This is a genomic window from Rhodococcus sp. APC 3903 (assembly GCF_030407755.1).
Lineage (GTDB): Bacteria > Actinomycetota > Actinomycetes > Mycobacteriales > Mycobacteriaceae > Rhodococcus_F > Rhodococcus_F erythropolis.
Genome location: NZ_JASDCV010000011.1, coordinates 74,342 through 94,077 on the forward strand (window position 1 = coordinate 74,342; position 19,736 = coordinate 94,077).

A 19,736-nucleotide genomic window follows, 5' to 3' on the forward strand; every position below is an offset into this window, starting at 1 on the left:
CTTGAATTTAGGTAAAGAGAAAATCTGTGTTCGACCGGTTCCACCGGCTCGATTTTTTTCGGGGAAGAGGTTCTCTTACCGAGTCGAGCGCTTACTCGATGCTTGTTTCGAGCGTTGTCGGCACTGCTTTGCTTGTTGGCGGAGATAGTCCCGAGCTATCCGACTTTTCAAGTACAAGACCTTTTCATGCACTAGGCGACGAGGACGACACCCAGTACGACCCAGAGTGGGCGAAATTTCGTTGGGACGGATAGCCGGATTTCAGAATTCCAGTTATTTCGCGAAACTGCCGAGGAACCGCTGCAACAGTGGGTTATAGATCTCGGGTGCTTCCCAGAACGCTGCGTGCCCGACACCGGGAATCACGTGGTAGGTGCCCTCCCAGAGATTCGCGAAGGTCAACGACGCGACATACGAAGTGTTCACGAACGGGTCCTCGGCGCCGTCGATCACCGCGAGAGGCACAGACGCCGTTGCAACCAGAGCCTTCTGATCCGATTCGCGGCCCGCGCCGAATGCGTCGAACATGATCTTGCGAGCGCGCCCGTCCGTGCGTATCGCGGCGTCGAGGGCAGACTGCTCGAAGGGAACGGCGGTCATCCGTGCGTAGAGTTCGGCTTCCTGCGCGGTGATGACCTCGGTGCCGCCGATGGACAATCCGTCGCCGGCATTGAATGCGTCGCCGAGCGTCTCGGGATTTGCCGGCGGCGTACCGGTGATGACGACTCCGGTGAGCCCGGGGAATTTCGCGATCAACTCGAGGGCGATGTGTCCGCCGAGCGACCACCCGACGACAACCGCTCGTTCGACGCCGAGTTCGGCTAGAACATCGACGATGGCGTCGGCGTAACCGTTCTGTGTGTACGCGGCTTCGGGTTCGCTCGCGTCCTCGGAGTCGCCGTGGCCGAGCAGGTCCAGAGTGATCATGCGGTAGTCGCCCGCCCAGCCGGCGTCGACCTGATGACGGAAGATGGAGCGGCTGGCCGAGTTTCCGTGGATGAAGACAACCGGGAAACCAGCGGTGGCACTGTCGTCGACTGCCATGACGCCATGCCGGGTTTCGATCTTGGTGGTTGTCATCGGAATCCTCATCGTTCGAAGTGCACGGTCAGCGGGTATCCACGCTACCGGGCATATGCGGCATAGAGTTCACTCGTGGACTTCGCATTGCGCTCGTGCAGTTGGCACGGTCACGAGACCTACGCTCCGGACGAACCTGAGCTGCGGGATCGACTTCATGTGGAGACAGCGGTAGGACAGGCTTGGCGGTGTCTACGTTGCGGCAACTTCGTTCCGGGAGCACCGCGAGCGTCCGGGCCGGCGGACGCCGCTCCCGAGGTTCCGCGGGGACGGCTGCTTCGCGACCGGTTGATCATGCGACTTCTTGCCACCGAGAGAATGTTCCGCGCTCTGGGGTTGGTTCTTCTGGCGATCGGGGTGTTCAAACTCAGATCGTCGAAGGGGCGCGTCGAGGACGCCTTCGAGAACGAATTGCCGTTGATCAGACCATTGGCCCGCCAGCTGGGTTGGAACATCGACGATTCCAAACTGGTCCATCACATCGAGCAGGCGTTTTCGTTGTCGGCGACGACGCTCACCTGGATCGCGGTCGGTCTGTTGGTCTACGCGGGCCTGCAAGTGATCGAGGCCGTCGGGCTGTGGATGGTCAAACGCTGGGGCGAGTACTTCGCAGTGGTGGCGACCAGCTTGTTCCTGCCCCTCGAAATCTACGAATTGACCGAGAAGATCACGTGGTTGAGGGCCGGGCTGCTGCTGGTGAACGTCGCCGCCGTCGTGTGGCTGATCTGGAGCAAGCGGCTATTCGGTGTCCGCGGCGGCGGCGCGGCGTATCACGCCGAACATTCGGAGGAGAGCCTGCTGACGGTGGAGCGGGCCGCGGTCAAACAGGCTTCGTGAGACCGGCTTTCGACGCGGCAGCACCAGCCAGTGTTGCTGCCCCGATCGTGATCATGGCGGCGAGGAGGATGGCTGCGGGTTCACCGTCGCCCATCACCCCCAATTGAGTGCCCACCGTCACTGCGGCAACCGGTACTCCCAGTTGTGCGGCGGACAGCACGCCGAGCGGGAGCGGAAGACCGAGGACGCGTATCGCGGCGTGAACCACGAGAGTTGCTCCACCCAAGACCAATCCGAGCCAGATGGCGGACGGATGGGTGACGAGGTCGCGCAGATTGATCGCCGCTCCCAACCAGACGAAGAAGAGAGGCGCGAAGAAGCCGTCGGTGATCGCGAAGAGTTGTTTGGCGAGGCGGCGGGGTTCACCGATTGCGGCCAGGACCAGTCCGAAGGCGAAGCCCGCGAGCATGATCGACACGTGAGTGCTGGAGGCCAGCGCTGCCAGAGAAAAGAGGATCACCAGATTGATCCGGAGTTCGAGTGCAAACTTTCGTTTCTCCGAGAATTTGTGGAGCTTTCGCCAATGGCCGGACCGGTGGAAGGCTCGCAGTACGAAGAACAAGGCAACCGCACACGCCGCCACCGCCAATGCGCCGACACCGGCACGAGGGGCATTGTCCGGATCGATCACCAGAGGCAGCGCGACAATGCAGACGGTGTCCGCGATCGCGACCTGGGCAGTCATCTGCAGAACCGAGGTTCCACCGAGCCCCAGCGAATCGACGATGGGGAGAATCAACGCCGCGGACGACGACGCGATCAGGACCGCGTACAGCGCGGCGTGACCGGTGCCGAATGCCGTCGCCGCACCGTAGCCGGCAACCACCGACAGGAGTCCGACGACAACCGAGCGAACGGCACCCTTGCCGATTGCCGCACGAACTGCCGGATCGCGGACCGGGACGTGTGAGCCGGCCACCATCATCGTGAGCGCGAACCCGATATCGGCCAGGAACGTGAAAGTCTGGTCCGAAGAGTCGAGCAGCCCGAAACCGGTGACACCGAAGACGACGCCCGCGGCAAGTTCGCCGACCACCACGGGGACATGCCAACTGACGCGAGCGCCGAGCAGCGGACCGAGGATGCCGGCCAGCGCGACGAGGGCAAGGATGCCGAAGGTCATCGACGACCTACGACGTCACTGTCGAGGGAGCGATCTTTGCAGGGATGCCGGTGTTCTCGTCCACGTGGTAGCTCGCACAGACACGGTGGTAGCCGTCGGCGATCTGCGCCGGTACTCCGGCGCGGAAGTCTCCCTGCACCAGCAGGATCGGAGACAGCGCGATCCCCTTGCGGATCTTCAACAGGTCGGCAGCAACGTGCGGGTTGTCGACCGGGAGCAGGGGTAGCCCGGCGGCCCGCAGGATGTCCTTGGCCTTCTTCGAGACCAGCGTCGCCGTCTTGAGGGCGTACACGAGAGCTTGGACCTGAACCGGTGTCGCGCCCAACTGGAGGTAATCGCGGGCCGCCGGGTAGTCGTGCTCGTCCGGCAGGTCCTTCCAGAGAACGGCAGGAGCCTTCTCGGCTACCTTCGGCTCTGCTGTCTTGGGAGCCTTCGGCTGGGCTGCCTTCGACGTTTTGCTCTTGGCCATCTGTGCTGTTTCCTTCTGTGTCGGTCCGCGAGTGGAGCTGGTGCAGAAATCGTGCACTATCAGCGCCGCAGGCACCACATCGGAGCTGTTTGGCCCCCTAGGCGGCGGGTAATCAGCAGACTGCGGGGGAACGAGCAGGAGGCGAAGCAATGAAGCGGATTCTCGCAGTGCTCGCAGCGCTGATCCTGGCGGTGTTCGCACTGACCGCGTGCAGTGACAACAACGATTCGTCGGACAACGATTCGGCCGATCACGACGGCATGGCGATGACCAGCATGGCGATGACCAGCATGCCGACCAGTATGTCGATGCCGAGTATGCCTCTGGGTATGTCGACGCCGGGAGCGTCGTCGATGGGAATCGTGATCAGCGGTTTCGGATATTCGACGCCGGAGTCGGTGATGCCCGGACAGGTACTGACCATTCAGAACAACGACACCGTCGAGCACTCGGTCACGTCCGATACCGCAGGGTTGTTCAACGAGGACATCGAAGCGGGTGAGACGGAAACAATCACGGTGCCGAACGAGCCTGGAACGTACACGTTCCACTGCACCTACCACCCGAGTATGCGCGGCACCTTGACGGTCAAGTAGAGGTCGGCCCGTCCGGTGTAGCTTTTGCTCCGGAAACTTCGGCGGCGCGCACCCGATCAGGCTGGTGGAGAACAGATCCGGGTGTACGGTTTTCAGGTGCGCCGGAGAATAGCGATCAGTGTCGTCACGCTCGTGGTTTGTGCCCTCGGCTTTTCGCCGCCGGCGCTCGCGGATTCACCGAACGGCTCGTATTCGTCACAGCTGCTGTACTTCTCGGTCGATGTCGGGCCTGAACTCTCGACGCCGTGCACCGTCGTCGGTGAACTTTTTGTTCCCGACGGCGTCGATGCGGACAACCCAGCGCCCGCGATCCTGACCACCAACGGGTTCGGTGGTTCGTACAAGGACCAGATTCCCGCGCTGCAGAACTTCGCCGAGAACGGGTATGTCGGACTGACGTATTCGGGATTGGGTTTCGGTGGCTCGAGTTGCAAGATCACACTCGACTCTCCCGCGTACGACGGCGTCGCCGCCTCCCAGTTGGTCAGCTTCCTCGGCGGCCAAGAAGGGATTGCCTTCACGGATCAGGCTCTGACGCAGCCCTATCCGGCGCTCACCGCGGTGGTACAGGACTCCGTCGATCACACCGGTGCACCGTCGACGAACGACCCGCGGGTCGGAATGACGGGTGGCTCCTACGGCGGCGGGATTCAATTCGCCGCCGCGAGTGTCGATCCCCGTATCGACACGATCATCCCCATGATCACCTGGAACGATCTCTCGTATTCTCTGGCGCCCAACAGCACGGGAATCATCTCCGGTGTGTCGACAGCGGAGCCGGGAGCTGCGAAGGTGCTCTTTGCATCGCTGCTCTTCGGCGCGGGCATCGCGAATCCCGGTGTGGACGGCTACATCGCAGATCCCGCACGGCTACCCGGCTGCCCGAACTACGTCCCTTACATGTGCAACGCGATCGCCGAGGCGGTGGTGACCGGCGACATCGGACCGCAGGTAGTGAGTGAGCTCCGAGCGTCGTCGGTCTCGTCGTTCGTCGACCGGATCAACATTCCAGTACTGCTTGCTCAGGGACAACAGGACACCCTGTTCGATCTGAACGAGGCAACCGCGACTTACGACGCGCTGAAGGATCGTGGCGTCGATGCCAAGATGATCTGGCATTCGTGGGGGCACAGCCATTTGGCCGCTGCGCCCGGCGAATTCAGCTTCTCCGCTCCCGACGAAGACGCGCAATACGAAACCGGTCGCTTCATGGACTGGTTCGATCACTACCTCAAGGACGAGAACACGGAGACGGGACCGAAATTCGCGTATTTCCGTAACTGGATCGACTACGAGGGAAACGCGGCGCCGGCATACGCGACGTCCGACACCGTCGATGTCGGGACCGCCCGCGCCTTCCATCTGTCCGCTGACGGGGGACTGCTGCCGGACGGCACGCCGGTGATACCTGGTCCGAAGACGATCGTCACGGCACCGGGTGGGCTGCCGACGGGCATAGAGCCGCTCAATATCAATCCGGCCGGAAACATTCCGAATGCACAGATTCCGGGAACCGAGGCGCTCTGGACCACTGCGCCGATGACCGAGGCGATGGACGTGGTGGGAGCCCCCACTGTGACGCTGCGTGTTGCGGCGCCCGGACAGCCGGTGGTGTTCGCGAAACTCTACGACGTGGCCCCGGACGGAACTTCCTCGCTGATCAACGGACTGATTGCGCCCATACGCATCAGTGATCCGTCCCAGCCGGTCCCGGTGACGATGCCGGCGATAGTGCATCGATTCGAGCCAGGGCATTCCGTGCGTCTCGCGATCACCGGTGGCGACATCAGTTTCCGTGGGGGACTGCAAGGTATGCCGGTGACGATCTTTGCCGACGGTTCCGGCCCCCTCGAACTTCCCGTCGTGAGCTGAAACACCGTGGGCTGAATTTCAGCGAGAAATGGTTCGACTGTCGCCGCGGAACTCGGCCACGACGGTGTTGCCGTTGCGAACGGTCACGTCGTAGATCCCACTTCGACCGCCTCGTGCCTTCTCGGTGGCGACCGCGGTCAAGGTGTCGCCCAGACGGGTCGGACGTAGAAATCGGATGTCCGCGCGCGCTGCAACGGCTGAATCCTCGTAGCTGTTGCAGGCGAGCGCAAACGCGGTGTCCGCGAGCAGGAAAACATAACCACCGTGTGTGATTCCGTGACCGTTCACCATGGTTTCGCCCACGGTGACGGTCACGGTTGCGCTACCGGGCGCCAGCTCGGAAATCTCGATACCGAGTGCCTGCGACGCCTGGTCCGCGTCGAACATCTCTCTGGCGGTGATGCTTCCTGTACTCACGAGACAACTCCTGTGGGATCGGAGAATTGCAGGGGTCTAGAGGACCGAGACAACTTCCTGGACGTACATGTCGACTGTGCCGGTGGCAAAGTTTGCGACATCTTTTCCAGCGGCGCCCATCTCCGGGGACTTCAGGCCGCTCTGCATCGTCTCGAGATCGGGAAACACCAGGTTGGCGACGGCGTAGAAGACTGGATCGGAGCCGTCAAGCGTCGAGCACTTGCTGAACGTGAAGTCCGAGAGTCCTGGCACTGCGCTGGCGAGCGGGACGTGGATCTCGTTGTAGTACTTGTCGAAAGCCTCCGGATCGGTGGGGCGTCCGTAACATACTGCTACTCGATAGGTCATGTGCTTTCAATTCCCTTCGGGGCGAGTCTTGGCTACCAGAGTCAGGACGTCGTATGTCGCGACCGGATCGTTGTCCTGGTTCGTCACCACGGCATCCCAACGAACCTCACCGTAGTCGGCGCTGCTGCGAGGTGTGATGGTCTTGGCTGTGAGGGTGACCGTCAGGCTGTCTTCGGCTTTCACCGGGGTCAGGAACCTGAGGCTGTCCACGCCGAAGTTCGCGAGAACCGGGCCGGGAGCCGGGTCGACGAACAGACCGGCAGCGAGTGAGACAACCAGATAGCCGTGTGCGACGATGCCGCCGAACAGCGGGTTCGCCGCTGCGGCCACCGGATCGGTGTGTGCGTAGAAGGTGTCACCGGTGAACTCTGCAAAATGATCGATGTCTGCGAGTGTGACCTGGCGCGGACCGCCGACAACGGTGTCGCCGATCTTCAACTCGGCGAGACTCTTTCGGAATGGATGTTCGGATCCGGTCGTGCGCGCTGACCCGGTGAACCAGCGCTCGCCGACCGCGGTGAGCACGTCGGGTGTGCCCTGCACGGCCGTCCGCTGCATGTGGTGTAGAACTCCGCGGATGCCACCCAGCTCCTCACCGCCGCCGGCACGGCCCGGACCGCCGTGTACGAGGACAGGAAGGGGAGAGCCGTGGCCGGTGGATTCCTTGGCGTCGTCGCGGTTCAGGACGAGCACTCTGCCGTGAAAAGCTGCGAGGCCCAGCACCAGTCGACGTGCGATGTCGGTGTCGGCAGTGACCACCGAGGCGACGAGGCTTCCCTCGCCACGGGCCGCGAGTTCGATCGCATGATCGATGCCGTCGTATCCGATGACGGTGCTGACGGGTCCGAAGGCCTCCAGCTCGTGTACCTCGTGCGCATTCTCTTCCGCCCGGAGAAGGACAGGGGAAAGGAAGGCCCCTGACTGGCCGTCGGCACCGATCACGTCGACGTTGTCCGGGTCTCCGAATACGATAGTTGCCGACTTCGTCAGACCGCGAATGGATTTCAAGACTTCATCGCGCTGCTCGATGCTGGCGAGCGCACCCATCGTGACGCCGTCGGCATCGGGGTGTCCCACGACCACTTTGTTCAGTCGCTCGGATGCGGCATCGACAACGGCGTCGACCAGCGAGACCGGCACCAGGGCGCGCCGGATCGCCGTGCACTTCTGACCCGCCTTGACTGTCATTTCGGTGACGAGTTGTTTGACGTACAAATCGAATTCGGGCGTTCCTGGTACGGCGTCCTCGCCAAGGATCGACGCGTTGAGTGAATCGGCCTCGGCATTGAAATGGACGCCCTTGCCGACGACGTTCGGGTGAGCACGCAGCGTTGCGGCGGTGTCGGCGGATCCGGTGAATGCCACTGAGTCCTGCCCGCCGAGGTGATCGAGGAGGCCCCGTGCACTACCGGAGAGCAGTTGGACGGAACCCTCCGGGAGCAAGCCTGATTCGATGATGCGCCGGAAGACGAGTTCGGTGAGATATGCCGTGGAACTGGCAGGTTTGACGATGGACGGCACACCCGCGATGAATGCCGGTGCCAGCTTCTCCAGGAACCCCCACACCGGGAAATTGAAGGCGTTGATCTGTACGGCGACGCCGCGGCGTGACGTATAGATGTGTTGCCCGAGGAAAGTTCCGCCCTTGCCCAGAGCTTCGACGTTTCCATCCAGAAAGACTGTGCTGTCGGGCAATTCGCGCCGAGCCTTGCTCGCGTAGCTCAGCAGGGTTCCGAATCCACCGTCGATGTCCACGCCGGAATCTCGCGTCGTCGCGCCGGTGGCAGTGGAGAGTGCGTAGAACTCGGCTTTTCCTGCCATCAACGTGAGGGCGAGAGCCTTGAGCGCGCCGGCACGTTCATGGAAGGTCATCGCAGACAGTGCAGGCCCGCCGACCTCGCGTGCGTACGTAACCATCTCGGCGAGGTCGACGCCGGTTGCGGAGATCCGGGCCACCTCCGATCCGTCCACTGCGCTCGGCAACGGGGTACCTGCGTCCGGTGCGGCGTACCAGCGACCGGCTACATAGCTTTCCAACAGTCTGCTCACGACAACTCCATCTCACCGTACGTTCGGTCGGTAATTACGATCGCCCGGTAACGCCGCGTTGTCAAGGATTCGGCAGAACTGCCTGGAATCAGGCCTTGCGAAGTCCGTCGAAAGTGACGGCGACGACCGCGTCGGCAATGTCGGAGACGGACTCGCCCGCTCGGGGTTTGTACCACTCGATCAGTGAGTTGACGGTGCCGAACATCAGCTTGCTGGCGAGGGCCGGTTCGATGTCCGGGCGCAGGTCTCCCTCCGCTGCGGCGGACGAGACGAGGCCTCCGACAAAGTTGTCGAATTCGCGTCGACGGGCGAGTGCGGCCCGCTCGACCGTCGTGTTGCCGCGGACGCGCAGGAGCAGGGTGACGTACGGAAGCTCTGCGACCAGCACCTCTACGCTGCGCCGGACCAGGTATTCGAGCCGGTCGATGTACGGACCGGTGGTGGCGCCTTCTTCGGTCGTGACCGCAAACAGGGCGTTGAGGGCACGCGAAAGTGCGAGTTCGAGAAGTTCCGACTTGCCGGACACGTGGTGGTAGATCGAGGACTTCGTGATGCCGAGCTTCTTGGCGAGCACCTCCATACTGGCGCCGTCGTAGCCCTTGTCGTTGAACACCTTCACGGCCACGGCCAGGAGCGAATCGAGGTCGTAGCCGGGACGTCCGGGGAGGCCGGTGCGTCGAGTGGGGCGTGCCGTAGTCATGCCCCCATCTTCTCAGTTCGGGCAAAGCTGTGCACCAACCTCGTTTTCACCCTTGCCAAACGACCGAATGTTCGGTTATTAATGTAAGAGAGCGAGAAGGAGCGAATGTGAACACCCTGCACGTGGACGAGCGCGAGGATCGCGTCGTGGTCACCCTCGACAGGCCCGCGCAACGCAACGCGATCAACGCGGAAATGATCGACGAACTGCATCAGGTTTGTGGACGCCTCGAACGGGATCCGAAGCTGCTCCTGCTTGCCGGGCGCGGAGACCACTTCGCGGGCGGCGCTGACATCGCGGAGCTCCGAGCGCGCGGACGAGAGGAAGCGTTTGCGGGTATCAACCGGACCCTGTTCGACCGTATCGGAAAGCTCCCGCTGCCCACCGTGGCCGCCGTGAGCGGCTATGCGCTCGGCGGCGGGGCAGAGTTGACCTACGCCTGTGACATTCGCGTCGCGACAACGACGGCGGTCTTCGGTAATCCCGAGCCCAATCTCGGCATAATGGCAGCCGCCGGCGCCAGCTATCGGCTGCCGAAGCTCGTCGGAGTCTCGATCGCGAAGCAAGTGCTCCTCGGTGCCAGGAACCTCGACGCCGAGCAGGCGCTACGAGCGGGCCTGGTTGTCGAGGTGACCGAACCGAACTGCCATGTCGACGCAGCGCATCGGCTGCTCGACCGTATTTCCCGACTGTCCCCGCTGGCACTGCGATTGACGAAGATCATCGTCGACGCGCCGGGATCGCATCCGTTTGCCGACGACATCGCCCAAGCCGTCCTGTTCGAGAGTTCGGACAAGCGTGATCGCATGACGGCCTTCCTGGAGAAGAAATCATGACTGAAGCAGTTGCACCGAAGACCGTCGGAGTCATCGGCGGTGGACGTATGGGTGCAGGTATCGCCCAGGTGTTCGCCGGTCTCGGCGGGGCGGTCACCATCGCGGAGAGCGGCGACGCCGAGGCAGCGTTACAGCGTGTTTCCACCGGCCTCGACCGCGCCCACGAGCGAGGGAAACTCGGCGACCAGGATCCCGCGACGGTCCTCGCGCGCGTGAGCGTCGTAGGCGCAGTGAGCTCCTTACCCCCGTCGCTCGACCTGATCGTCGAGGCGGTCCCGGAAATTGCGGCCCTCAAGGTCGAGGTGCTCGCCGCTGCGGAAACCGTTGCCGGAGAACGCACCGTGATCGCCAGCAACACCAGTTCCATGTCGATCGCCGAACTCGGCGCAGCGCTGACGGATCCGAGCCGGTTCATCGGTATGCACTTCTTCAATCCAGTCCCGGCGTCGCTGTTGGTCGAGATCGTCCGGGCGCCTCAGACCCGCCCCGAGGTTGTCGACTCGGTACGGGCATGGGTGTCGATGCTCGGCAAGGCCGAGGTGCTCGTCAACGACTCACCTGGTTTTGCAACCAGCCGGCTTGGCGTCGGTCTCGGGCTCGAAGCCATCCGCATGCTCGAAGAAGGTGTGGCGGACGCGGAATCGATCGACCGGGCCATGGAATTGGGGTACCGGCATCCGATGGGGCCGCTTCGTTCGACAGATCTGGTCGGGTTGGATGTGCGCCTGGCGATCGCCGAACACCTCGCGAGCACTCTCGGTGATCGATTTACTCCTCCAGCATTGCTGCGAGAGAAGGTGGCTCGCGGCGAGTTGGGGCGCAAGACGGGACAGGGTTTTCACACATGGAGCTGAACCGAACTGCCTGCGAAAGGAACATCGATGACTGACGTGATCCGCTTGGAGATCGAGCGAGGTTTGGCGACAATCACTCTCGACCGGCCTGAGGCAGCCAATGCCGTCAACGGCGAAATGAAGTCTCAGCTGCTCGAAGCGTTGCTGCAGGTCCGCGCGGACGCAGGCGTTCGAGCGGTGTTGATTCTCGCCGAAGGCAAGAACTTCTGCGTCGGTCAGGATCTGGGCGAGCACGCGGCAGCATTGGATGCTGATCCGGCGCACGCGATGGATACCGTCGCCGCGCACTACAACCCCATCGTCACGGCGCTGTCGACGCTCTCTGTCCCGGTAGTGGTGGGTATCGGTGGGGCCTGCGTCGGGGCCGGGTTGGGAATCGCGTTGGCCGGAGACATCCGGGTCGTGGGGGCTCGCGCGAGCTTTGCGACGGCATTCACCGGCATCGGTCTGGCCAGTGACTCCGGGCTCAGTCATGCGCTCGTGCACGCGCTCGGACCCAGCCGTGCCAGTGGCCTGATGTTGCTCGGCGACAAGTTCGACGCGCAGAGCGCACTGGAGTGGGGCTTGGTTCATCGCGTGGTGGCCGACGAGGACGTCGCAGCTGAGGCTCGGGTACTCGCGCGTCGGCTTGCCGACGGACCCACCGCGGCCTTCGCCCACGTGAAATCGCTGATCCGTGCCGTTGCTCCTGGGCTTTCCCAGGCGCTGGAGGCGGAGGCGAACGCGCAGGTGGAGCTGGGTTCCACGGCAGATCATCAAGGCGCAGTCACGGCTTTCCTGTCGAAGCAGAAGCCGGTTTTCGAGGGCCGCTGATTTCTGGTGCGTCGAAAGATTCTCTTGTGCGCTGGGACACCTCGGTGCATACTAGTTACCAACCGATCATTCGGTAATAAAAGGTAGGTACGATGACCAACGTGGAAGCTCCACAAGACCTGCAGAACCTGTTCGACGAGACGATCGCGGCAGACCAGCGCATCGAGCCTCGCGACTGGATGCCGGACGGCTACCGCAAGACTCTGATTCGTCAGGTTGCCCAGCATGCGCACTCCGAGATCATCGGAATGCAGCCCGAGGGAAACTGGCTCACCCGTGCGCCTTCGTTGCGACGCAAGGCGATCTTGATGGCGAAGGTCCAGGACGAGGCCGGGCACGGTCTGTATCTCTACTCCGCGGCCGAGACGCTCGGTGCCGATCGTGGCGATCTGACCACCAAACTGATCGAGGGAAAGCAGAAGTACTCCTCGATCTTCAACTATCCGACGCTGACCTACGCCGACGTGGGTGTGATCGGCTGGCTGGTCGACGGAGCCGCTATCTGCAATCAGGTTCCGCTGTGCCGCAGCTCCTTCGGGCCGTATGCGCGCGCGATGATCCGCGTATGCAAGGAGGAATCGTTCCATCAGCGGCAAGGCTTCGAGTTGTTGGCGACAATGATGCGCGGCACGGAAGCTCAACGTGCGATGGTGCAGGAAGCCGTCGACCGATGGTGGTGGCCCGCTCTGATGATGTTCGGACCGCCGGACGACGAATCGCCGAACACCGAGCAGTCGATGAAGTGGCGCATCAAGCGGCACACGAACGACGAACTGCGGCAGCGATTCGTGGACATGTCGATACCGCAGGCCGAGATACTCGGTGTGACCTTCCCTGATCCCGACCTGCGCTGGAACCCCGAGCGTGGCGCACACGATTTCGGTGAGCCGGACTGGAGCGAATTCATGGATGTGGTCCGCGGCAACGGAGCGGCGAGCGTCGAGCGGATCACCAATCGGAAAGCCGCACACGACAACGGGGCCTGGGTTCGCGACGCCGCCTACGCCTTTGCACAGCGCGAGAGACTCGCGCACGATCGCACGACTGGGGAAACATCATGAGCGAGAACGATCAGGTACAGGGCGATCAGGTGCGGGGCGAATGGCCTTTGTACGAGGTATTTCTGAGGGGAAAGCGCGGACTGAACCACGTGCATGTCGGATCCCTGCGCGCGGCAGACGACCAGATGGCGCTACGCCACGCGCGCGACGTCTACACCAGACGTAACGAAGGCGTGAGTATCTGGGTCGTGCCATCCGCGAAAATCGTGGCTTCGAGTCCGGCAGAAAAGGATCCGTTCTTCGCGCCGAGCGGCGACAAGGTCTACCGGCACCCGACTTTCTACGACATTCCGGACTCCGTTCCGCACATGTGAGAATCACTTCGACTTCGAGGACCAACAGATGAACGATCACGACAGTGCCTACGACGGCCTGGTCGACGGTGACGGCCACGGTCAGTGGGCGTTCGGAACAAGCTTCGACGACCCCCTCGCCGGAGTCGACACCACGGTGCCAGGCGATGTCGATCTCGGTGCGCTGGCGCGCTACTGCCTCATGCTTGGCGACGACGCGCTCGTCAGTTCGCAGCGACTCGCCGAATGGTCCACGCGAGCACCGGAACTCGAAGAAGAGGTAGCTCTCGCCAACGTCGGCCTGGACTTGATCGGGCAGGCCAGGCTGCTGCTGGCTCGCGCGGCAGCAGCCGATTCCACTGTGGTTCCGTTCATCTCCGATACGTCGCCGGTGCCGGACGAAGATGCGCTCGCCTTCTTTCGTGATCAGTTCGGGTTCCGCAACGTGAGACTGGTGGAACTCGCCAACGGCGACTTCGCGCACACGGTCGTTCGGCTACTCGTGTTCTCGACCTGGCGGCTGGCTCTGTTCGATCGGCTGCGCACGTCGCGCGATCCGGTTCTCGCAGCTGTGGCGAACAAAGGTGTCAAGGAACTGACCTATCACCGCGACTACGCGGCAAGATGGGTCGTCACCTTGGGCGCCGGCACGGCAGAATCCAAGCGTCGGACGGCCGACGCCTTGCTCGAGATCTTCCCGTTCGTGGACGAACTCTTTGTTCCCACTCAGGACGAACTCGTTTTGGCGGAAGTTGGCGTCGGAGTGGATCCGCGTACTGTTCGGCCGGAGTTCGACGCTGTTCTTGCCCAGGTCCTCCATGCGGCCGAAATGGAAGAGCCGCCTTCACGTTTCTCCGGTTTCGTCGGCGGCCGCGGCGGACGTGCCGGACTGCACACCGGGGCGCTGGGACTACTTCTTGCCGAAATGCAGAGCGTCGCTCGGGAGCACCCGGAAGGGGTGTGGTGACCGTGGCTGCCACCACCGTCTCTTCCGCGCAGGAGATCGTCGCCTCGGTGATGGATCCGGAGATGCCGCTGCTTACTCTGGCCGACCTCGGCGTCATCCGATCGGTCGACGTCGAAGCGAACTTCGTCTGTGTGACAATCACTCCCACCTATTCCGGGTGTCCCGCAATGGCGACGATGCGAGACGACATCGAGCACAAGCTGAACGATGCGGGATACGGCAGCGTCCAGATCAAGACTCAACTGTCGCCGCCTTGGAGTTCGGATTGGATCAGCGAGGAGGGGCTCGCGAAACTTCGGACGGCTGGGTACTCGGTGCCGGGGGCAGCGCCGCGCCGCACCTCGGGGCCGATCGCATTGACGTTGACGGCCAAGCCCCGCGACATCCTCTGCCCCCAGTGCGGTTCGGCAAACACCAGACTGAGTTCGGAATTCGGTGCGACCCTGTGCAAAGCGCTGTATCGCTGCCTCGACTGCCTCGAGCCGTTCGATCACGTGAAGGAGATCTGAACAGATGAGTACCGCAACGACGAACCGGAACAAACCCTTTCACCCGTTGACGGTCGCCGGTGTCGAATCACTGTGCGACGACGCAGTTGCCGTCACCTTCGACGTGCCTGCCGATATCGCCGATCAATTCGATTTCGGCGCCGGGCAGTCACTGACACTGCGGCGGATGATCGACGGCGTCGAACACCGTCGTTCCTACTCGATCTGTGCACCGGTCGGGGCGTCTCCACGTGTGGGGGTCCGCGAAGTAGCAGACGGACTCTTCTCCACCTGGTTGGTGCGCGACGTCAAGGCCGGGGATCAAATCGACGTCCAGGGCCCCTCGGGCAATTTTGTCGCCGATCCGGCACTGGGTGGACGGCACGTTCTGATCGCGGCGGGCTCAGGCATCACGCCCATGCTTTCCATCGCTGCAACACTTTTGGCGAACCCCGAGGCCGATGTCACCCTGCTGTACGGGAACAGGCGTACTCGTTCGGTGATGTTCGCCGAAGAAATCGCCGACCTGAAGGACCGGTACGGTGCACGCCTGGACGTCATTCACGTTCTCTCTCGCGAGCCGCGGGAGGTCGAGTTGTTCTCGGGCCGTCTCGACGCCGACCGGTTGCGTGAGATCTTCACCTCTCTCGTGCCGTGCGACCAAGTCGACGGCTTCTGGTTGTGTGGCCCCTTCGGGATGGTCAACGACGCCCAGGAAGTGCTGGCCGGCTTGGGAATTGCCAAGGATCGCATCCATCACGAGCTGTTCTACGTCGACGACGTCGCTCCGCCGGTTGCAGTGCATCGTGAGCGCGGAATTGTCGGACCGAGCAGCGAGGTGACGATTACTCTCGACGGTCGATCGACCACCGCGACGTTGCCACGCGACCAGTCGATTCTCGATGCGGCTGAACAGTACCGCTCGGATCTGCCCTTCGCGTGCAAGGGCGGAGTGTGCGGAACCTGCCGCGCCAAGGTCACCTGCGGTGATGTCGAGATGCGCAGGAACTACGCACTCGAAGACTACGAAGTCGACGCGGGTTTCGTGCTGACCTGCCAGACCTTTCCTGTCGGTGAACAGATAACAGTCGATTTCGACGCCTGACCGCCCGCACAGCGCCCTCACTGAGCCCACCGGAGACAATCATGACCGAACTCGCCACTGCTACTTCGCAAGAAATCGAATTTGCCAGCCGGGACCGCATTTCGACGCTCCAACTCGAGCGGATGCAATGGTCACTGATGCACGCGTACACCAATGTTCCGCACTACCGCAAAGCTTTCGACGACGCCGGCGTCCACCCGAGCGACTTGAAGGATCTGAGCGATCTCGCGAAGTTCCCCTTCACCACCAAAGCGGATCTGCGTGAGAACTATCCGTTCAAGATGTTTGCGGTGCCCCAGGACAAGGTCTCGCGAATTCACGCGTCTTCGGGGACCACAGGTCGCCCGACGGTGGTGGGGTACACGAGCAACGACCTGAACAACTGGGCCGATCTCATCGCGCGCAGTCTCTCGGCCGGCGGCGTGCGGTCTTCGGACAAGGTGCACGTGGCTTACGGGTACGGTCTGTTCACCGGCGGGTTGGGAGCACACTACGGTGCGGAGCGTTTGGGCTGCACGGTCATTCCCATGTCCGGTGGCATGACCGAGCGGCAGATCCAACTGATCGAGGACTTCGAACCCGACGCGATCATGGTGACGCCGTCGTACATGTTGACCATCGTGGATGCGATGATCAAGAAGGGTATTGATCCTTCGAAAACCTCGCTGCGGGTTGGAGTTTTCGGAGCGGAGCCGTGGACCGAACAGATGCGTACCGAGCTTGAACAACAACTCGACATGCACGCCGTCGACATCTACGGACTCTCCGAGATCATGGGCCCGGGCGTGGCAATGGAATGTGTGGAAACCAAAGACGGACTCCATATCTGGGAAGACCACTTCTACCCGGAGATCATCGATCCGGTCACGGGTGAGGTGCTGCCGGACGGGGAGGAAGGTGAGCTCGTTTTCACCTCGCTCACCAAGGAAGCGCTGCCTATCATTCGCTACCGGACCAGGGACCTGACCCGTCTGTTGCCAGGGACGGCGCGCTCGATGCGACGGATGCAGAAGGTCACCGGCCGGACCGACGACATGATCATCCTGCGTGGGGTCAATCTGTTCCCCACACAGATCGAAGAACTGATCCTGACGGTCCCCGCCCTCGCGCCTCAATTCCAGTGTGTGCTGGAGCGTCCGGGTCGTATGGACACCCTGACAGTGCGCGTCGAGGCTCGCCCCGACGCGGCAATTTCGGACCATGCGGCAGCGTCGTCTGCATTGCAGAAGCTGGTGAAGAACAAGATCGGTGTCACGGTCGAGGTAAACGTTCTCGAACCCGGCGGACTCGAACGCTCGATCGGTAAAGCGCGTCGGCTGATCGACCAACGCCCGAAGGACTGAAACTACTCCAGGGCCATGCGGGTGGCGAAGATTCCGAGAATGCCACCAGCTAGCCACTTCTGAGCCCGCATCCATACCGGACGTGCCACGAGGAAGGTCGACACGGCCGCCGCACAGCACACGATCAACGCGTTGACGGTGACTGCGACCAGGATCTGCACGCCGCCGAGTACGAGTGCCTGTTGCCAGACCGGGCCCGCAGTGGGATCGACGAACTGGGGGATCAGGGCCGCGTACATCAGCGCAATCTTGGGATTGAGCAGATTGGTGGTTAACCCCATCCCGAACAGACGGCCGCTACCGTGGCGGTCGACTTCGCCCACCTCGAAGGCGGACTTTCCACCTGGTCGGAGCGTCGACCAGGCGAGATAGGCCAGATACAGGGCGCCGCCGATTTTCACCGCGGTGAACACCGTGGGTACGGCGAAGAGAACCGCTGTCAGTCCAGCGCACGTGGCGGCGAGGTAGACCAGGAAACCGGTTGCGACTCCGCCGAGCGAGATCAAGCCTGCCCGGCGGCCCTGGCTGATGCTGCGTGACACCAGGTAGATCATGTTGGGGCCCGGTGTCAGAACCATCGCCAGGGCTATCAGCGCGACTCCCGTCATCGACGCTGACGTGATCATGTCGGTCTCCCACTACTCGGTACGTATGTTTCGTCGAGTACACAAGGGATTACCGTGGCGCGCCAAGGTCCAGTTCGCAGGCAGTGGTCCGCTCAGGTGTTGGCCCAGCTGTCGGGCCCGAAGACCTCGTAGTGGATATTCTTTGCCGGAACATCCCTTTCGAGCAACGATGCGCGCATCGCCAACATGAACGGCATCGGCCCGCAGAGGAAGGCTTGGGTATCGGGCTCCACTGCAATGTCTTGCAAATCCGCCCGTCCTTCGTGAACAGATCCGAACGCCACGTGCGTGCCGAGATCCTCGTACCAACGATGCAAAGTTGCGGCGGGAATCTTGTCGACGAGTGTGCTGAGTTCCGCGCGGTGAGCATGGTCCGCGATGGATCGATCAGCATGAATGACAGAGACCGAACGCTCGGCGCCGGTGTCCACGAGATGATTGAGCATCCCGATCATCGGTGTGCAACCGATTCCGGCCGACGCGAGTAGGAGAGGTGAGTTGTCATCCGGCATGGTGAGATCACCGAAAGGCGTGGTGACGGAGAGTTCCTGACCTTCGAATACGTTGTTGTAGAGGAAGTTCGACACTTCGCCATCAGGAGTACCGGAGATTCGCTTGACGCTGATCCGCCAGTCTGCGCTGCTCGGTATCGAACACAGGCTGTATTGGCGGATCTGGCGAGCGCCGTCGGGCAGCGTAACCCCGACCGAAAGATACTGTCCGGGTGCGAAGGTGGGGAGTGCACTGCCGTCTAGCGAAGTGAGCGTCAGGGAGACGGTATCGGCGGACTGAAGAACTCGTTCGCTGATCCTGACCGTGCGCCAGACGTCACCGGCGTCGACGCCGGCGAGTTGGTAGAGGCCACGCTCCATCGTGATGAGGGTTTCCGCCATCAGCCAGTAGACTTCGTCCCAGGCTGCTGCGACGTCGGGAGTGACTGCATCGCCTAGTATTTCGACGATCGCGGCAAAGAGGTGTTCGTGCACGATTGCGTACTGGTCGGGCGTGATTCCCAGCGACGCATGCTTGTGCGCGATGCGTGAGAGTATGAGATCGACCTTGGCGCTGTCCGGCTCGAGCTGAAGCGTCGCGAATGCCGCGATGGCGCCGGCGAGAGCCTTCTGCTGTTCGCCCTGTTTCTGATTGCCGCGATTGAACAAATCACGTTCGAGTTCAGGATGTGCGTCGAACATCTTGCGGTAGAACAGGGTTGTGATATCGCCGATGGCGGCGCCGACCACGGGAAGGGTGGCGCGAATGACCTCGGTTGACTGTGGGGAAAGCATGAGCTGCTCCGTTCGGTCGAAATTCGATTGATCAGCCTGCTTCGTCGCTCCGGGTGGTGAGGCGTAGCAGGACAGTTTTGGACGGCTGCCGGATGACGTCTTCGATCGTGACCGCGTCGAGTGAAACGAAAAACGCTTCCTGTGCTTCGCGCAAAGCGCTCCGAAGGAGGCAGCCGCCGCGAAGTGGGCACGGTTTGTCGCCTTCGCAGTCGACGACTTCACCCGGGCCTTCGAGGCGTCTGGCCAGCCAGCCGATGGTGGCGGTGCGTCCGAGTTCGGTGATGGAAAGCCCACCGCCGCGACCACGCCTGGTTGTGACGATGCCAAGCTCACCGAGCCGTGTAACCACCTTGGTGGCATGGGAGTACGACACGTTGAGCTGCTGCGCAACATCCCGGGTACTGGGGGAGGCATCCGCGTCGAGTACGGCCAACCGCATGACGACGCGCAATCCCAGATCGGTGAACTGCGTCAGTTGCATGATCTGAACCTACATAATTCGCATCTGAGATGACTATTTATGTGAGGGGGATCTCGAGGGGTCCCAACCAGGGCGAACGGTACGTTCGGCGC

General features: G+C 62.3%; 22 protein-coding genes. 12 read left to right on the plus strand and 10 right to left on the minus strand.

Features of this window, described 5'->3' with window-relative positions; genetic code table 11:
• Positions 1–273: 273 nt before the first annotated feature.
• Complete coding sequence (locus QMA15_RS17110; protein WP_279163460.1) at positions 274–1,080, minus strand: alpha/beta hydrolase; 807 nt, start codon at positions 1,078–1,080, stop codon at positions 274–276.
• Between the two features lie 75 nt (positions 1,081–1,155).
• Between QMA15_RS17110 and QMA15_RS17115 the strand changes: the two genes are divergently transcribed.
• The gene (locus tag QMA15_RS17115) at positions 1,156–1,917 is read left to right on the plus strand and encodes a DUF2127 domain-containing protein (RefSeq protein WP_020971129.1); all 762 of its coding nucleotides are present in this window, start codon (positions 1,156–1,158) and stop codon (positions 1,915–1,917) included.
• On the opposite strand, the gene QMA15_RS17120 is transcribed toward QMA15_RS17115, so the two are convergent.
• Both QMA15_RS17120 and QMA15_RS17125 read right to left on the minus strand, forming a co-directional pair.
• Positions 1,901–3,040: a cation:proton antiporter gene (locus tag QMA15_RS17120; RefSeq protein ID WP_021345861.1), complete on the minus strand. Its 1,140-nt coding sequence runs from the start codon at positions 3,038–3,040 to the stop codon at positions 1,901–1,903. The two genes, QMA15_RS17115 and QMA15_RS17120, sit on opposite strands and share 17 nt — an antisense overlap.
• A 7-nt stretch (positions 3,041–3,047) precedes the next feature.
• A complete protein-coding gene (locus QMA15_RS17125; protein ID WP_223258041.1) occupies positions 3,048–3,509 on the minus strand; it encodes a hypothetical protein in 462 nt (153 codons plus the stop codon).
• A 149-nt stretch (positions 3,510–3,658) separates the two neighbouring features.
• On the opposite strand from QMA15_RS17125, the gene QMA15_RS17130 reads away from it, so the two are divergent.
• Both QMA15_RS17130 and QMA15_RS17135 read left to right on the plus strand, forming a co-directional pair.
• Positions 3,659–4,105, plus strand: a complete 447-nt coding sequence (locus tag QMA15_RS17130) for a cupredoxin domain-containing protein (protein WP_047890232.1) — start codon at positions 3,659–3,661, stop codon at positions 4,103–4,105.
• A gap of 96 nt (positions 4,106–4,201) precedes the next feature.
• On the plus strand, positions 4,202–5,977 hold the full coding sequence (locus QMA15_RS17135; RefSeq protein ID WP_279163461.1) for a CocE/NonD family hydrolase: 1,776 nt from the start codon (positions 4,202–4,204) through the stop codon (positions 5,975–5,977).
• Positions 5,978–5,995: 18 nt separating this feature from the next.
• Here the strand turns inward: QMA15_RS17135 and paaI are convergent, their stop codons facing one another.
• The 4 genes from paaI to QMA15_RS17155 form a co-directional block, all read right to left on the minus strand.
• Positions 5,996–6,364: a hydroxyphenylacetyl-CoA thioesterase PaaI gene (gene paaI, locus QMA15_RS17140; RefSeq protein WP_279163543.1), complete on the minus strand. Its 369-nt coding sequence runs from the start codon at positions 6,362–6,364 to the stop codon at positions 5,996–5,998.
• A gap of 66 nt (positions 6,365–6,430) precedes the next feature.
• Positions 6,431–6,742 carry an EthD family reductase gene (locus QMA15_RS17145; protein ID WP_003943191.1) on the minus strand — a complete coding sequence of 104 codons (312 nt, stop codon included), beginning with the start codon at positions 6,740–6,742 and terminating at the stop codon, positions 6,431–6,433.
• A gap of 6 nt (positions 6,743–6,748) precedes the next feature.
• Positions 6,749–8,791: a phenylacetic acid degradation bifunctional protein PaaZ gene (gene paaZ / locus QMA15_RS17150; protein WP_279163462.1), complete on the minus strand. Its 2,043-nt coding sequence runs from the start codon at positions 8,789–8,791 to the stop codon at positions 6,749–6,751.
• A gap of 88 nt (positions 8,792–8,879) precedes the next feature.
• Positions 8,880–9,491 (minus strand): TetR/AcrR family transcriptional regulator, encoded by a 612-nt coding sequence (locus QMA15_RS17155; protein ID WP_019745762.1) that lies wholly within the window; start codon positions 9,489–9,491, stop codon positions 8,880–8,882.
• A gap of 107 nt (positions 9,492–9,598) precedes the next feature.
• On the opposite strand from QMA15_RS17155, the gene QMA15_RS17160 reads away from it, so the two are divergent.
• The 9 genes from QMA15_RS17160 to paaK all read left to right on the plus strand — a co-directional run bounded on the left by QMA15_RS17160 (position 9,599) and on the right by paaK (position 17,251).
• Positions 9,599–10,327, plus strand: a complete 729-nt coding sequence (locus tag QMA15_RS17160) for an enoyl-CoA hydratase/isomerase family protein (protein WP_031330720.1) — start codon at positions 9,599–9,601, stop codon at positions 10,325–10,327.
• Positions 10,324–11,181, plus strand: a complete 858-nt coding sequence (locus tag QMA15_RS17165) for a 3-hydroxyacyl-CoA dehydrogenase family protein (RefSeq protein WP_019745760.1) — start codon at positions 10,324–10,326, stop codon at positions 11,179–11,181. The genes QMA15_RS17160 and QMA15_RS17165 overlap by 4 nt, the downstream gene beginning before the upstream one ends.
• 27 nt (positions 11,182–11,208) lie before the next feature.
• Positions 11,209–11,994 (plus strand): enoyl-CoA hydratase-related protein, encoded by a 786-nt coding sequence (locus QMA15_RS17170; RefSeq protein ID WP_020971122.1) that lies wholly within the window; start codon positions 11,209–11,211, stop codon positions 11,992–11,994.
• Positions 11,995–12,086: 92 nt separating this feature from the next.
• Positions 12,087–13,055 carry a 1,2-phenylacetyl-CoA epoxidase subunit PaaA gene (gene paaA, locus QMA15_RS17175; RefSeq protein ID WP_007730621.1) on the plus strand — a complete coding sequence of 323 codons (969 nt, stop codon included), beginning with the start codon at positions 12,087–12,089 and terminating at the stop codon, positions 13,053–13,055.
• Positions 13,052–13,369, plus strand: a complete 318-nt coding sequence (paaB, locus tag QMA15_RS17180) for a 1,2-phenylacetyl-CoA epoxidase subunit PaaB (protein WP_020909477.1) — start codon at positions 13,052–13,054, stop codon at positions 13,367–13,369. Before paaA ends, paaB begins: the two co-directional genes overlap by 4 nt.
• 28 nt (positions 13,370–13,397) lie before the next feature.
• Positions 13,398–14,315 (plus strand): 1,2-phenylacetyl-CoA epoxidase subunit PaaC, encoded by a 918-nt coding sequence (gene paaC, locus QMA15_RS17185; protein WP_279163463.1) that lies wholly within the window; start codon positions 13,398–13,400, stop codon positions 14,313–14,315.
• Positions 14,316–14,365: 50 nt separating this feature from the next.
• Positions 14,366–14,824 (plus strand): 1,2-phenylacetyl-CoA epoxidase subunit PaaD, encoded by a 459-nt coding sequence (paaD, locus tag QMA15_RS17190; RefSeq protein WP_044480149.1) that lies wholly within the window; start codon positions 14,366–14,368, stop codon positions 14,822–14,824.
• A 4-nt stretch (positions 14,825–14,828) separates the two neighbouring features.
• On the plus strand, positions 14,829–15,908 hold the full coding sequence (gene paaE / locus QMA15_RS17195) for a 1,2-phenylacetyl-CoA epoxidase subunit PaaE (protein WP_019745755.1): 1,080 nt from the start codon (positions 14,829–14,831) through the stop codon (positions 15,906–15,908).
• Positions 15,909–15,949: 41 nt separating this feature from the next.
• Positions 15,950–17,251, plus strand: a complete 1,302-nt coding sequence (gene paaK, locus QMA15_RS17200; protein ID WP_019745754.1) for a phenylacetate--CoA ligase PaaK — start codon at positions 15,950–15,952, stop codon at positions 17,249–17,251.
• Between the two features lie 2 nt (positions 17,252–17,253).
• Here the strand turns inward: paaK and QMA15_RS17205 are convergent, their stop codons facing one another.
• From QMA15_RS17205 to QMA15_RS17215, 3 genes are all read right to left on the minus strand, one after another.
• The gene (locus QMA15_RS17205) at positions 17,254–17,877 is read right to left on the minus strand and encodes a LysE family translocator (RefSeq protein WP_019745753.1); all 624 of its coding nucleotides are present in this window, start codon (positions 17,875–17,877) and stop codon (positions 17,254–17,256) included.
• Positions 17,878–17,969: 92 nt separating this feature from the next.
• Positions 17,970–19,163 (minus strand): globin domain-containing protein, encoded by a 1,194-nt coding sequence (locus QMA15_RS17210; protein ID WP_060937831.1) that lies wholly within the window; start codon positions 19,161–19,163, stop codon positions 17,970–17,972.
• A gap of 31 nt (positions 19,164–19,194) precedes the next feature.
• A complete protein-coding gene (locus tag QMA15_RS17215) occupies positions 19,195–19,644 on the minus strand; it encodes an Rrf2 family transcriptional regulator (RefSeq protein WP_003943059.1) in 450 nt (149 codons plus the stop codon).
• Positions 19,645–19,736: the final 92 nt, after the last annotated feature.

Coding starts and splice junctions, on each gene's coding strand:
- QMA15_RS17110 (WP_279163460.1), bottom strand. CDS start 1,080: ATGACAACCACCAAGATCGAAACCCGGCATGGCGTCATGGCAGTCGAC.
- QMA15_RS17120 (WP_021345861.1), bottom strand. CDS start 3,040: ATGACCTTCGGCATCCTTGCCCTCGTCGCGCTGGCCGGCATCCTCGGT.
- QMA15_RS17125 (WP_223258041.1), bottom strand. CDS start 3,509: ATGGCCAAGAGCAAAACGTCGAAGGCAGCCCAGCCGAAGGCTCCCAAG.
- QMA15_RS17130 (WP_047890232.1), top strand. CDS start 3,659: ATGAAGCGGATTCTCGCAGTGCTCGCAGCGCTGATCCTGGCGGTGTTC.
- paaI (WP_279163543.1), bottom strand. CDS start 6,364: ATGTTCGACGCGGACCAGGCGTCGCAGGCACTCGGTATCGAGATTTCC.
- QMA15_RS17145 (WP_003943191.1), bottom strand. CDS start 6,742: ATGACCTATCGAGTAGCAGTATGTTACGGACGCCCCACCGATCCGGAG.
- QMA15_RS17155 (WP_019745762.1), bottom strand. CDS start 9,491: ATGACTACGGCACGCCCCACTCGACGCACCGGCCTCCCCGGACGTCCC.
- QMA15_RS17165 (WP_019745760.1), top strand. CDS start 10,324: ATGACTGAAGCAGTTGCACCGAAGACCGTCGGAGTCATCGGCGGTGGA.
- QMA15_RS17170 (WP_020971122.1), top strand. CDS start 11,209: ATGACTGACGTGATCCGCTTGGAGATCGAGCGAGGTTTGGCGACAATC.
- paaA (WP_007730621.1), top strand. CDS start 12,087: ATGACCAACGTGGAAGCTCCACAAGACCTGCAGAACCTGTTCGACGAG.
- paaB (WP_020909477.1), top strand. CDS start 13,052: ATGAGCGAGAACGATCAGGTACAGGGCGATCAGGTGCGGGGCGAATGG.
- paaC (WP_279163463.1), top strand. CDS start 13,398: ATGAACGATCACGACAGTGCCTACGACGGCCTGGTCGACGGTGACGGC.
- paaD (WP_044480149.1), top strand. CDS start 14,366: ATGGATCCGGAGATGCCGCTGCTTACTCTGGCCGACCTCGGCGTCATC.
- paaE (WP_019745755.1), top strand. CDS start 14,829: ATGAGTACCGCAACGACGAACCGGAACAAACCCTTTCACCCGTTGACG.
- paaK (WP_019745754.1), top strand. CDS start 15,950: ATGACCGAACTCGCCACTGCTACTTCGCAAGAAATCGAATTTGCCAGC.
- QMA15_RS17205 (WP_019745753.1), bottom strand. CDS start 17,877: ATGATCACGTCAGCGTCGATGACGGGAGTCGCGCTGATAGCCCTGGCG.
- QMA15_RS17210 (WP_060937831.1), bottom strand. CDS start 19,163: ATGCTTTCCCCACAGTCAACCGAGGTCATTCGCGCCACCCTTCCCGTG.
- QMA15_RS17215 (WP_003943059.1), bottom strand. CDS start 19,644: ATGCAACTGACGCAGTTCACCGATCTGGGATTGCGCGTCGTCATGCGG.